Consider the following 13,117-nt stretch of genomic DNA (forward strand, 5'->3'; position numbering starts at 1 on the left):
TCTAGTCTTTGTCTACGTAACTAAAGACATCTTCTTTAAAGTATTGCTGAGATAGCTTAGCAAGCGTGCCATCTTCTTTCAACTCTTTGATTGCTTTTTCGTATTCTTTAGCGAATTTCTCACCCTTTTCATCACGGTGAATCAAGGGATAAGTTGGAATGCCCTTGTATGGGAACCAGCTGAGTTTATCCGCATATTGGTGGTAAGGGCCATCTTCTGCGGTAACTGCTTTTTCAAAGGACAGTTTGATATCAAAGAAGGCATCATAACGTCCTTCTAAGACCCAGGCATAGGCATCTGCTACTTTAAAGGATTCTGCTGCTGTTAGCTCAATCGGTGCGTCCTGATGTTTTTCATTGTAGCTGGTGATAACATTCCATTGAGCATTCTGTGGAGAGATGGGTACCAATTTTCCTTTATTCTTAGCAAAGTCATCAATGGTTTTGTATTTCTGTTCATCTTCTTTTCTGACCGTAAATCCAATAATGCTCGCTCCGACTGGTTCAGATGGAATGACAAACTTTTTAGCTCGTTCATCTGTGTACCAAGCTCCCTTGGTTCCAATGTCATACTTGCCTGATTCCAGACCAATCAGAAGGTCGTCATCACTGGTACCCGTATATTCAAATTTATAGTTTGCCAACTTCTCATCAACAGCCTTCAAAACAGCTACTTCATAACCATCTGATTCCCCTTTTTCATTGACAAAGTCATAAGGTACGTAGTTTTGTGTATGGGCAACCTTCAAGGTTATGACTTCAGCAGACGAAGCCGTTTCTCCCTCCTTGGCTGGAGCGCCAACTAAACTTCTCCCGATAATCGTTGCCCCAATTACTGCAACAACTGCTACTCCACCAATAATCCATGCTTTTTTACTCATCTTTTTCTCCTTTAGTTTTCAAGCGCTTCTCTCACCCACTGGATACGTTCAACTGCGATATCACTTGGAATGGTACAATCTGCCCCAAGTACCAAGCCCTGTTCCCCAGCTGCTGTAACTAGTTTTCTCGCCTCAGCCTGAATGGCATCCTTGCTACCAGTATACAGCAAGCCTGTCTTACCATTTTCGAATCCTCCAAGAACCGTACGTCCCTTGAAAATCTCACGACCTTCCTTGAGAGTGATTCCCTCTGGTCCTACAGCCCAGTTAAAGACTTGGGCTGGATAGTCTGCAAAAAGGTGAATATCATTTCGCGCTCCCTCGTAGCCACAGATATGAAGAACCGTGACACCACCAACAGCACTAACCGCTTCTAGAATAGTTATCTCGCTAGGTGCAATGACAGCTTGATAATCTGCTGCCGACACTCGTTGATCTTGGATACTTTGCACGCTGAGGTAGATTCCGTCAGCACCAGCCTCTTTGATGACAGCTCGGCTGAGACTAGCAATATCTTCTGCAATCACATCCAACACCTTCTTAAGGGCTTCAGGATCTTCCACCAAAAAATCTGCAATGAGGTCATCTCCGCCAGACACTTCCCCTAGTAGCCACTTGAGATAGGTCACAGGAGCAAAAATATTGTAAATCGCAACGATATCTTCTGTGAACTCTTGCTTGATTTTCTTAACCAAGTCAACCTGCTCTTTTATCCAAGCGTGATCTGGTCCGAGTGGTTGAATGGCCGCCAATTCTTGAAGTGATTTTCCTTTGGCAATCGCTGGATTGGGATAAGCAAAGTAGCCATCACTCATAAGTTTGATAAAGTCCGGCTGAACTTCTCGGATAAAGCGCTTATGCCCCTCGATATTCTTCTCGATAATGGCTGGATTTGAGAAACCGTGTAGCCATTCGTCTTCGGATGTAAAATGGTGCCAAAAGCCAACTGGCACACGATCAACCTTTTCACCTTTAAATGATTTTAAAACCCATTCTTTTTTTTCTGACATTCTTATTCTCCATTTCTTACTTTTTCAACTAATAAACTGCTTGCGATATCATTCGAGCGTAGAAAGGGCAGACTGGACTTGGAAAAACCCTGAACTCCACGACATCTCTCTCCATTTTTGCAGTGGCCATTTTTTACGACGCTTATGGCAACCAAAGCCAGCAAACCGACAACTGCAATAAAGATACCCCATCTTTTACTTTTCATAGCTCCTCCTTTTAGAGAACAGCTGCCTGCCGAATCCAGTCCAACCTCTCTAAGTTAAAGTCATCTGGAACAGTACAGTCAGCTCCCAGAAGAACGCCTTTACTACCAGCTTCAGCCAGCAACCGCCTTGTTTCATTTTGCAATTCCACCTTGAAACCTTGATAAATCAAGCTTTTCTTGCCATTTTCAAATCCACCTAAAACGGCCTTGCCTCGAAACAACTCCTGACCCTGTGTCAAACTAACATCCTCATGGTGGGTCGCCCAGTTGACAACTTGCGCTGGATAGTCCTTAAATATCGTCACATCATTGCTCGCACCTTCAAAACCACAGATATGGAGGATATTGGTCCCACCAACCTGATTAGCCGCCTTTAAAACTGCTATATTGCTCGGTTCGATATAGGTTTGGTAGAGTGCTGGTGTGATGCGCCCATCTTGAATTTCCTGGGTGCTGAGGTAAATCCCGTCAACACCGCCTTGCTGGATGATTTTCTGAGTTAGGATAGCAATATCTCCTGCAATCACATCTAGAAGCGCTCTGAATTGCTCAGGATTTTCAAGCAATAGATCAGCCACTTCCCCATCTCCTTGAGAAGCTTCTGTACGGAACCAGCGCTTGAGGTAGGAGATCGGTGAAAAGATATTGTAGAAAGAAGCAATCTCTTCGGTAAAGGTCTCTCGAATCGCTTGGATCACTTCCACCTGTTGCTGAATCCATGGGTGTTCCTCACCAATTGACTCAATAGAAATCAGCTCCTGAATGCTTGAAACCTTAGGACTATAGACATTACTTGGATAAAGGAAAAAACCGTCGCTCATAATTTTGACAAAATCAGGACGAATCCTTTCCACATAGTTACGATGCCCATCAACACTTTTTTGAAAGATACGTGGATTGTTTAACCCCTGCCCCTTTTCTTCGAGTGTTACAAAATGAAACCAAAATCCCACAGGAACTCTTTCCACTTCATCGCCTCGAATCGCTCTAAAGACTAGATCTCTTTTACTTGCCATACCTTTCTCCTTCCATTTGGATTGAAACCATCTTACCACTCCTTTTCCTCTTTTCCCAATATATATTGACTATCAACTCGATTGGAAATTTTTATATCTATAAAGAAAAAAATCCCTGAAAAGCTTGATATTACTAGCCTTTCAAAGATTCACTTTATTTTCATCTATTTTTCAAAAGAGAGTTGATATAGATTTTCTATCAAGCCGATTGGATTTTTTTATAACCCCTCTTTCATGGCAAAGTAAGCACGTATTTTCGGCGCCACTTGCGTGCCAAAGAGTTCAATAGCTCTCAGAACCTGGTTATGTGGCATAGAACCAAGCGGTAGATGCAACATAAAACGCTCCAAACCTTTGCTAAGCTTGGATCAGTTTCTTGAAATAACGCGGATTCTAACCCAGTAGGCAAGGTAGCACTAAACAGTTTTATTTGCAATACATTCGCTCATTAGAAAAGTATCTGAGACAAAAAGATTTTGATTTTAGGAATTCTTTATTATAAATTTTTAAAATCGATAGATTAGAAAAAAAGCGAACAAGACAGAATTCTGAGTGTCAGATAACTCGTTTTGTTCGCTTTTTATATTTAAGGTTAGACTGTTGTCCTAGACTCATTAGAAAAAGCCTAGATCAACTAGACTTTTTAGTTTATTCTACCTGTAGTTTATTATCTTTCAAAGTCAACTTCGAGTTTTCTGTCAATTCTGTTTGTTCAAAAGTGTAAATCGTCTCGCCCTTTGTATCAATCATATACCAGGCTTGATCTTTGCGGACAACCAGTGCAAGCTCCGTGCTATTTTCGTCCTCGTTTTTGATCGACAATGGAAAGGCCTTGTCCACACCTTCCAGAGCTACTTTCTCACCTGTTTTTAATTCTACTAGGTAGTACACGCCATCCTTTGTACCAAAACTGTAGTCCCCATTAATCGGTGTGTGGCTATCATAGTTTTTCATTAGAATGGAAGTTTTATCTACACCATCAAATGCCTTTTTAAATTGTTCTCTCTGCTCTTCAGCTTTCTTTTGATCTTGAGACTGAACCGTCTCTTGCACAGCAGCAATCCGTTCCATGTTTTGCTTTTTCGCTTGTCTCGCCTGATGGATCAAGACCGTTCGTATCAAGAAAGAACCAGATAAGACGATACCAATCAGCATAGCAATAATATTTTTTTCTTCTTCATTTTCTTTTCCTTAGAGTATACAATACAGGGGTGAGAAAATGCTATTTTATCTGTTTTTTCAAAATAATATAACTTGTAATCAAAATCACAAATAGAACTAATATAAAATTCAAAGTGTGAAATATTCCTATAGGATATGGCGCAACCCACCCCTGTTTGAAAATCAACAATGAAATAAAACCAGTAGCCATAGAAGTAGGCATAAAAGCAATTCCAATTATATTAAGCCAATTCACATAAAACGGTGCTTTTTCTTCCGATAATATTCTTGCGATAAAATATCCAACAATTCCTACCACTTGAATAATTATTGCTCCCAAAATAGCTTCCATTGTTTGTTTTTCATACCATTCAGCAAATGCACAAAACAATCCAATAGCAATAAAGGCTGTTGATGAGATATAAAGTACCTTGCTCGCAAATTCTCTATTTTTTTGTTCTTTATCTACTACGGGTTCAATTCCTTTTAAAATATAATCTGTAGTAACACCAAAATAATCACTCATTATAATTACTTTTTCTAACTCAGGTGTACTTTGTTCACTTTCCCATTTTGAAACAGCTTGTCTTGAAACACCTACCTTATCAGCAAGTTCTTCTTGTGATATTCCTTTAGTTTTTCTTAAATATTGTATTCTGTCTGCCATGTTCATTTGACAACACTCCTTTCTTTTATGATACAATCATAACAATTTCGTTGGTTGCATAGCCACCATTAAAATATGGAAATATGTCAACTTGCAGTTGCAAATGTGTTTTTCAATACAAATCCCTATAAATTCCGATTTGTTATATATTTACATTATACCCTACTTATGGCAGACTAGACTTTTTTTGCTTATTCTACTGTTACTGACTTGGCAAGGTTACGTGGTTTGTCCACATCGAGACCACGGTGGAGGGTTGCAAAGTAAGCAACCAATTGCGTTGGTACGACCATTGAGATTGGTGAGAGGTAAGGGTGGACGGTCGTAAGGACGATGTCGTCTGTCTCTTTAGCAACATTTTCTTCTGCAATAGTGAGAACCTTGGCACCACGGGCTGCGACCTCTTGGATATTTCCACGAGTATGGTTGGCAAGGACTGGATCTGACAAGAGGGCCAAGACAGGTGTCCCCTCTTCAATTAAGGCAATGGTTCCGTGCTTGAGTTCTCCTGCCGCAAAGCCTTCACACTGGATGTAAGAAATCTCTTTAAGTTTGAGACTTGCTTCCATGGCTACGTAGTAGTCTTGACCACGTCCGATATAAAAGGCGTTACGAGTTGTTTCGAGAAGGTCTCGAACCTTGGCATCAATGGTTTCTTTCTCAGAAAGAGTTGATTCGATAGACTGAGCCACGATAGACAACTCACGAATCAGATCAAAGGCTTGTGCTTTAGCATTGCCATTTGCTTCTCCGACTGCTTTTGCAAGGAAGGCAAGAGCTGCAATTTGCGCTGTATAAGCCTTAGTTGATGCTACGGCAATTTCAGGACCCGCGTGAAGGAGCATGGTATGGTTGGCTTCACGTGAAAGAGTTGAACCTGGCACGTTTGTCACGGTCAAGCTTGGGATGCCCATTTCATTGGCCTTGACCAAAACCTGACGGCTATCCGCTGTTTCACCAGACTGGCTGATAAAGATAAAGAGTGGTTTCTTGCTGAGAAGTGGCATGCCGTAGCCCCACTCAGATGAAATTCCAAGTTCAACTGGTGTATCTGTCAATTCTTCCAGCATCTTCTTAGAAGCAAATCCTGCGTGGTAAGATGTTCCAGCTGCAAGGATGTAGATACGGTCTGCGTCTTGAACAGCCTTGATGATAGCTGGGTCAACGACAACTTTACCTGCCTCATCTGTGTAGGCTTGGATGAGTTTACGCATAACCGTTGGTTGCTCGTCAATTTCCTTGAGCATATAGTAAGGGTAAGTTCCCTTACCGATATCTGACAAGTCTAGCTCCGCAGTATAGCTAGCACGCTCACGGCGATTGCCATCATAGTCTTGAACTTCGACGCTATCTGCTGTCACAATGACCAACTCTTGGTCATGAATTTCCATATATTGGTTGGTCTCACGAATCATAGCCATGGCATCTGAGCAGACCATGTTATAGCCTTGTCCAAGACCAATCAAAAGTGGTGATTTATTTTTAGCTACATAGATGACATCTGGGTTTTCAGAGTCAATCAAGGCAAAGGCATAAGAACCACGGATGATGTGAAGAGCTTTTTTGAAGGCTTCAAGAACTGACAAGCCATCTTCTTCAACAAATTTCCCAATCAAGTGAACGGCGATTTCCGTATCTGTTTGCCCCTTGAAGTGGTGACCTGCAAGGTATTCTTCCTTGATTTCAAGGTAGTTCTCAATCACTCCATTGTGCACCAAGACAAAACGTCCAGTCTCAGAGCGATGTGGGTGAGCATTGTCCTCAGTTGGTTTACCATGAGTCGCCCAACGCGTATGTCCGATACCAGTTTTTCCCTCAACACCGGTAGTTTTAGCAGACAATTCTGCGATACGACCAACAGCCTTGACTAGATGATTTTCAGCACCACCTAGGACAAAAATTCCCGCAGAATCATAGCCACGGTATTCAAGCTTTTCAAGCCCTTGAATCAAAATATCAGTTGCATTTGTGTTTCCAACAACACCGACAATTCCACACATAGTATATACGACACAGACCAGCTGTGCTTTCCCCTTAAATTGGTATAGTCTGATTTTTCTTTTACAGAACCAGCAAAGACAGTATATACTTGTTTTTATCACTTGTCAAGCATAAAAATTGGTATAGTTTTTTAAAATGCCATCAGAGTAAGATTTCACTTGAGAACTGACAAGTAGGATTCGATTACTTATAATAGAGAGAGGAGGTAGTTATCATGTGGTTTTTCTTCGCACTTTTATCTGCTGTCTTTGCAGCCTTAACTTCTATTTTAGCCAAGATTGGGATTGAGGGAGTTCCGTCCAATCTAGCAACAGCCATTCGTACAGTCGTCGTCATCCTTATGGCTTGGGCCATAGTTTTCTTGACCAATAGTCAGACTGAGATTGTCAACATCAGTAGAAAAAGTTGGCTCTTTCTCATCCTGTCTGGTTTGGCAACAGGTGCCTCCTGGCTCTGCTACTACAAAGCCTTGCAGATGGGCAATGCGACTGAGGTATCTGCTGTCGATAAGTTTAGTCTCGTCATTACACTCGTTTTAGCCTTTTTCTTTCTACAGGATGTCCTGACGTTTAAAACAATCATTGGATGTATACTGATTACGATTGGGACCTTGGTGATGATTTTGTAATCCTCTCCCCCTCCATATATGACTTTTCCCCCAAAAAAAGCTAGATAGTTTTGGGGATATTTTCTTACGTCTAAATTTATAGGTACATGGACTCAGCTTCAAGCGTCTAACAAAAAGGAGAGAACCAAATTGGTTCCCTCCAAGATGTGGTTTTTCATCAACCCATTACAGTTGATAAAAAACTAGTTATCTAAGATGGCTAACTTCGACTTGAAATTTTGCCTTTCTAAATCTGAATGTGGTAAACCGATGACCGACTTTTGACTAATCTAAGAGCATCATGGAATCAATAAACAATTTCTTTGTGAAATAACCATTTTTAATTAAGTAAGCTGTATATTTTGCTCTTGTAACCATTTGATCATACTCTTCTGCCGTACATTCCTGAACCACGCGGCTAGCTTCTTCCAAACTGGACACGACAAAGCCCAAATCTTTCTCACGGATATAGTCCGCATTAGAAAGATAGTCTGGCACAACCACAGGAATACCTGCAGCCAGATAAGTTGTCAACTTATAAGAAACATTTTCTTTGTAGTAGTCACGCTCTTCCGCAGGATTTTCGGAATTTCCCCATACTAGGCCAAATCCTCCTCCTTTAGACAACTCCAACAATAATTCCTGCTGAGTTCGCCAACCTTCAAGGTGGACTTTGGAATAATCTACTCCCTCTGCTCTCGTAGCATAAACATGAAGGGGGGTACTGTGTTTCCAGTCAACAATATGTGGAAAACGAGATGGGTCTCCTGAGAAGATTAATTTTTTCTCAAATTTTGGAGTATAGAGTTCCAAACCATGGGGAAGATCCCAAAGTTTTTGAACAACGTAGTTCTTGACGGTTAATCCCTCTGAAACGAGTTTCTGGTACATTTGTTCTGATGGTACTACCACCACATCACACTTGTTGTACATGTCAATGTGGGCCTTCATAAGATAATAATTGCTCTCAAACATTAATGGCTGAACATCATGGATAAACATCACCATTTTTACATGAGAAAGCTTTAACTTTTCTATCAAGTGATTGTCCCATTCAACACTATTCCATGAAGGAGATTGGAAAAAAACGACATCTCCATAAGATACCCCCGCGACAATCCCATCCATCCGCGAGTTCAGTTCTTCCCACGGTTCATGGCTTGCATCATAAAAATAGATTCCCAGCTCATTAACCCCAAACTCTCGAACAATTTTCATGACATTGTTCTGTGCCATTAAGGCCACACTCGTTGATGCTTGCCCAAATAAATTTGTGAAATGTACTTTCATTATTTTCTAAATCCTCGTCTCAGTAATTTCTCTAAACATTGTATCATAATTTACGACTTTTCAAAAGCGTTTACATGCCAATTTTCAAGCTCAAGTTAGTTACTTGGGATAATTTCCCAGAAGTCTTATCTTCCAAGAACAATAAGGATAGCCTTAATAGATGTTTTTCTCACTCAATCTCACAAATTCGGTATCTTTGTTAGCTATGATAGATTGAATGAATTTTTCTTATTGAGTATATAATTTTTTGTACCTTTAGATTTCTCTGTTTATCTTGTGATGATTACAAACCACATATAGAATTCTTATGTAATCAAGTCACTAACTTCTTTTCAAAGATTTGAGAAAGTGAGGTTTTTCCATTTTTCTTGCCAATTTTTCTTGGATAATCGTGTTTGATAGAGTTTCATTCGGTCTTCATTTTCTGAGAAGTGAGGAGTCGGATGAACTTGAAACTTTAAAATATCCTCTAAACCATAAGGTGCAAAGAACTCTAAAGTTGCGTCGACATGCAAGCGAAGCCCTATCGCCGTACAGCGCTCAGGATATTTACTCATGGCATCACGAGAACTCGTATAGGGCACAGTGTGGGGACTGTGCTGATGCATATAGACCTGATTTTTCAACTCCCACTGATACTGAGGGAAATCTTCTCTCAGCTTGTTCTCTAGGGATACTGTTTCCTCATAAGAAACGTCTGGATCAAAGAAAATCACATCCACATCCGTTTCACGGTCAAAAGGGGATTTGTCTGACAAGAGATTCCAGATGAAATTTCTAACAGAACCTGCCACCAACCACGAGTCTTTCAAACCAAGGTCTCGGATGATGGTTAAGATTTTCATCAAATCTGTGTTTAATTGGATAGCTTGTAAAAGATCTTGTCTGATAAGCATAGTTACTCCGTTTTCATCGATAAACTACATGGGTTGTAAAAGTAACTAGCTCGTTACCTACATTAGTGAGGGTAAAATCAAACGGTTCGCTACTAGTCGCATAAAATACATTCTCACCCTTATACCTTGCTATCAAACCCTTTTCACTAATATATAAATCATTTGAAGATCTATTATCAACATATTCCTTTACAATTTCTCTATCTTCATTAACTTTACTACGAGAGATACGCTGTTCCCCAACATCATACCACAAGTCACTGTCTCTAAGTGTCCAGATTTTTTGTCCAGTTAAAAGTAGTTCACTTGTATCTTTTTTTACTAGATAGAGTTCTGTCCGAGGATCTAGTGCTTCGTTTGCTATACCTACATGTATTTTAACACTTTGTCCTGGCTGTAGAGTATAATAACTATTATAAATATAGAATACGAGTCCCATAAAAAGCAAGAAAAGCATGCTAAATCCGATTTTTTTATTCATTATAAATGCGAACAGGATTAATAATAGAAATATTAAAGGTAAGGCTATAAGAAGTAGCAAAAATATCGACATCATCAGTATTCCTTTCTTTCGACTAGAATGGATTATTTCTCACTGTATTCATAGCCCAAATGCTCATAGGCCTTAGCCGTTGCAACCCGTCCAGACCGTGTCCGCATGATAAAACCTTTTTGGATGAGGTAGGGCTCGTACATGTCCTCCACCGTATCACGCTCCTCGGCAATATTAACAGAAAGAGTTCCTAAACCGACAGGACCCCCACCGTACATCTCAATCATGGTGCGGAGGATTTTCTGGTCCACATAGTCCAATCCTTCATGGTCTACATCTAGCATGGTCAAGGCCTTATCAGTGATGACATCATCGATTAAGCCATCCCCCATTATCTGAGCAAAGTCGCGCACGCGCTTAAGGAGACGATTGGCAATACGAGGAGTTCCTCGACTACGCAAAGCCAGCTCAGCAGCTGCTTCATGGGTGATTTCCATTTCAAAAATATCTGCCGTCCGCTCAACAATCTCTGTCAAGTCAGCGTGAGCGTAGTATTCCATATGACCTGTGATCCCGAAACGTGCTCGCAGAGGATTTGAGAGCATACCCGCACGGGTCGTCGCGCCAATCAAGGTAAAAGGTGGCAAGTCCAAATGGACACTGCGACTACCTTCCCCTGCACCAATCATAATATCAATGTAGAAGTCCTCCATGGCACTATATAAAACTTCCTCCACAGACATGGGCAAGCGATGAATCTCGTCGATAAAGAGGACATCTCCCGGCTCCAAATCATTCAAAATCGCTACCAAGTCACCTGCTTTTTCGATAACAGGACCAGAAGTTTGCTTGAGATTGACTCCCAGTTCATTGGCAATGACAAAAGCCATAGTTGTTTTCCCAAGTCCTGGAGGACCAAACAAAAGAACATGGTCCAGCACCTCATCACGCATCTTCGCTGCTTCGATAAAGATTTGAAGCTGATCCTTGACCTTGTCCTGACCGATATATTCACGTAAATATTGGGGACGGAGAGTACGTTCCACTAACTCCTCATCCCCCATTATCTCATTATCTAAAATTCTACTCATATTCCTATTATAGCAAAAATCCAGCCTACAAACAAAAAAGCCACCTGATTGGGTGGCCTCTTTAGGGAGATTATTATGAAAAAGAAAGGATTAGGATTTCATTAAATAAAGTTAGGAGGTCTTTATCTAATGACTATATGATACACGAGGAGACTTAAAATTACCTTAACTTTTTTCTGATTTATCATTTTTTTAGAAAAATTTTTTCCAAATGAAATTTCCTTTCTCAAGTCACAAAAAAGCCACCTGATTGGGTGACTTCTTTAGGAGATTATGATGAAAAAGAAAAGTTTAGGATTTCATTAAATAAAGGGTACTCAATGAAAATCGAAATCAGACTAGGCAGATAGACGCAAGCATAACTATAGTTAGCTAAGTCGACTCTAACGAAGGTTGATGAGATTTTCGAAGAGTATTAGGAGGTCTTTATTTAATGACTATATAATACACGAGGAGACTTAAACTTTACTTAAGAAAAAAAATTATTTTTATTTTTTTCGATCGACCCAAATCATTCCTGTGCAATCATAAGTAGATAAGGTTTTAAATCCCAGAGAACGATAGAATCCCAAGTTTTTTTCTGTCTGTTCGGTCACTAGTTGGACTTGATAGGCATCTTTGAAGTCACCTAAAGCCTCTTTCATCAAGTCGCTACCAATCCCTTGGCGCTGATAGCTAGGCAAAACGATCAAATCCTGGACAAAAATCGATGAGAAACCATCTCCGACCAAACGGACCAAGCCCACCACGGCATCGCCATCATGTGCCAGATAAATCGCTAATGAATGAGACAAGGCCTTCTCCAACATCTGAGGTTGATGGGTATAATTTGTCCAACCGACTGCCTGATAGAGATGCAAAACATCATTTATATTTACTAATTCTTGCTTTCTAACGGTAATCATGTCAGCACCTCTTAGATTTCTCTCAAACTCTTGTACTGCCGTCCATTCTTGTCAAAATTTTCAGGAGCCAGCCACATTTCCAAACGAGCTTTGACTTGAGGCCAGTCCTTATCAATCATAGAGAGCCAATCCGTATCCCTCGTACGCCCCTTATAAACGACTGCCTGACGGAAGGTTCCTTCATAGACAAAGCCCAAACGTTCCGCAGCTCGTCTGGATGGCAAATTTAGAGCATCGCATTTCCACTCATAGCGACGATAGTTGAGCTCCTCAAAAACATAGCGTGCCAAAAGGTACTGGGCCTCTGTTCCTATCCTTGTCCCCTTAAGTGCTGGTGAAAAGGTGACGGCACCCACTTCTATTACTCGGTTATTCTGGTCAATTCGCATGAGAGAAAAAGTTCCCAAGGCCTTACCAGTTGCCTTGTCTATAATCGCATAGTAAAAACGGTCCTTACGAGCCAACATCTGATTTAAGACGGTAACCAGCTCCTCCATATCTGCCACTGGCTCCTGAAAGAGGTAGGTCCACATCTCCCGAGGAGTATCTAGACCATAAACAGCTAGTAAATCCTCCGCATGCTTCTCCACCGAAAGAGCCTCTATCTGAGCATAGCGCCCTTCTAAGAAATCAATATCAGGTAATTTACCTGTTGTGTGGCCAACCACAGATTCGCCAATCATCTGACCATATTCATTTACTGGCATAGCTTTCCCCTTGTTTTGCTTTTCAAACTTTATAATTGCACATAGTATATCATACTTTCATGAAAAAATTCAAAAAATCCCCCAGATTCTACTCTGAAGGATTTATATTTTATTTCCCAACAATATTAACGAGTTTAGTTGGCTTCAATGGTCCAGTGGACTATTGAAAGTGGCAGATAGGGCTAAT

14 protein-coding genes and 1 pseudogene are annotated in these 13,117 nt (G+C 40.7%); 1 reads left to right on the forward strand and 14 read right to left on the reverse strand.

Features of this window, described 5'->3' with window-relative positions; genetic code table 11:
* Position 1: 1 nt before the first annotated feature.
* From D8801_RS03430 to glmS, 8 genes and pseudogenes are all read right to left on the reverse strand, one after another.
* Positions 2 to 880, reverse strand: a complete 879-nt coding sequence (locus D8801_RS03430; RefSeq protein WP_125847885.1) for a transporter substrate-binding domain-containing protein — start codon at positions 878 to 880, stop codon at positions 2 to 4.
* A gap of 11 nt (positions 881 to 891) precedes the next feature.
* Positions 892 to 1,890, reverse strand: a complete 999-nt coding sequence (locus tag D8801_RS03435) for a uroporphyrinogen decarboxylase family protein (protein WP_125847887.1) — start codon at positions 1,888 to 1,890, stop codon at positions 892 to 894.
* Positions 1,891 to 1,892: 2 nt separating this feature from the next.
* Complete coding sequence (locus tag D8801_RS03440; protein ID WP_125847889.1) at positions 1,893 to 2,096, reverse strand: hypothetical protein; 204 nt, start codon at positions 2,094 to 2,096, stop codon at positions 1,893 to 1,895.
* Positions 2,097 to 2,107: 11 nt separating this feature from the next.
* Entirely contained in the window at positions 2,108 to 3,112 is a 1,005-nt protein-coding gene (locus D8801_RS03445; protein WP_125847891.1) for a uroporphyrinogen decarboxylase family protein, read from the reverse strand.
* Between the two features lie 218 nt (positions 3,113 to 3,330).
* Positions 3,331 to 3,465, reverse strand: a pseudogene (locus D8801_RS03450) (oxidoreductase); the annotation flags it as partial.
* Between the two features lie 295 nt (positions 3,466 to 3,760).
* Positions 3,761 to 4,267, reverse strand: a complete 507-nt coding sequence (locus D8801_RS03455) for a hypothetical protein (RefSeq protein WP_125847895.1) — start codon at positions 4,265 to 4,267, stop codon at positions 3,761 to 3,763.
* Between the two features lie 67 nt (positions 4,268 to 4,334).
* Entirely contained in the window at positions 4,335 to 4,946 is a 612-nt protein-coding gene (locus tag D8801_RS03460) for a helix-turn-helix domain-containing protein (protein WP_125847897.1), read from the reverse strand.
* Between the two features lie 185 nt (positions 4,947 to 5,131).
* Positions 5,132 to 6,940 (reverse strand): glutamine--fructose-6-phosphate transaminase (isomerizing), encoded by a 1,809-nt coding sequence (glmS, locus tag D8801_RS03465; RefSeq protein ID WP_125847899.1) that lies wholly within the window; start codon positions 6,938 to 6,940, stop codon positions 5,132 to 5,134.
* A gap of 215 nt (positions 6,941 to 7,155) precedes the next feature.
* Between glmS and D8801_RS03470 the strand changes: the two genes are divergently transcribed.
* Complete coding sequence (locus tag D8801_RS03470) at positions 7,156 to 7,569, forward strand: EamA family transporter (protein ID WP_125847902.1); 414 nt, start codon at positions 7,156 to 7,158, stop codon at positions 7,567 to 7,569.
* Between the two features lie 264 nt (positions 7,570 to 7,833).
* Here D8801_RS03470 and D8801_RS03475 read toward each other — a convergent pair whose 3' ends face one another.
* The 6 genes from D8801_RS03475 to D8801_RS03500 form a co-directional block, all read right to left on the reverse strand.
* Positions 7,834 to 8,838, reverse strand: coding sequence for a sugar transferase (locus D8801_RS03475; RefSeq protein ID WP_125847904.1), 1,005 nt, complete (start codon positions 8,836 to 8,838; stop codon positions 7,834 to 7,836).
* A gap of 332 nt (positions 8,839 to 9,170) precedes the next feature.
* Positions 9,171 to 9,734 carry a nucleotidyltransferase family protein gene (locus D8801_RS03480; RefSeq protein ID WP_125847906.1) on the reverse strand — a complete coding sequence of 188 codons (564 nt, stop codon included), beginning with the start codon at positions 9,732 to 9,734 and terminating at the stop codon, positions 9,171 to 9,173.
* A gap of 13 nt (positions 9,735 to 9,747) precedes the next feature.
* Positions 9,748 to 10,215, reverse strand: coding sequence for a hypothetical protein (locus tag D8801_RS03485; protein WP_221761546.1), 468 nt, complete (start codon positions 10,213 to 10,215; stop codon positions 9,748 to 9,750).
* A 104-nt stretch (positions 10,216 to 10,319) separates the two neighbouring features.
* Positions 10,320 to 11,318 carry a Holliday junction branch migration DNA helicase RuvB gene (gene ruvB, locus D8801_RS03490; RefSeq protein WP_125847910.1) on the reverse strand — a complete coding sequence of 333 codons (999 nt, stop codon included), beginning with the start codon at positions 11,316 to 11,318 and terminating at the stop codon, positions 10,320 to 10,322.
* A 488-nt stretch (positions 11,319 to 11,806) separates the two neighbouring features.
* A complete protein-coding gene (locus D8801_RS03495; protein ID WP_125847912.1) occupies positions 11,807 to 12,223 on the reverse strand; it encodes a GNAT family N-acetyltransferase in 417 nt (138 codons plus the stop codon).
* An 11-nt stretch (positions 12,224 to 12,234) separates the two neighbouring features.
* Complete coding sequence (locus D8801_RS03500; protein ID WP_125847914.1) at positions 12,235 to 12,930, reverse strand: GNAT family N-acetyltransferase; 696 nt, start codon at positions 12,928 to 12,930, stop codon at positions 12,235 to 12,237.
* Positions 12,931 to 13,117 lie beyond the last annotated feature (187 nt).

Source organism: Streptococcus oralis, from assembly GCF_003943415.1.
GTDB classification, from domain to species: domain Bacteria; phylum Bacillota; class Bacilli; order Lactobacillales; family Streptococcaceae; genus Streptococcus; species Streptococcus oralis_BJ.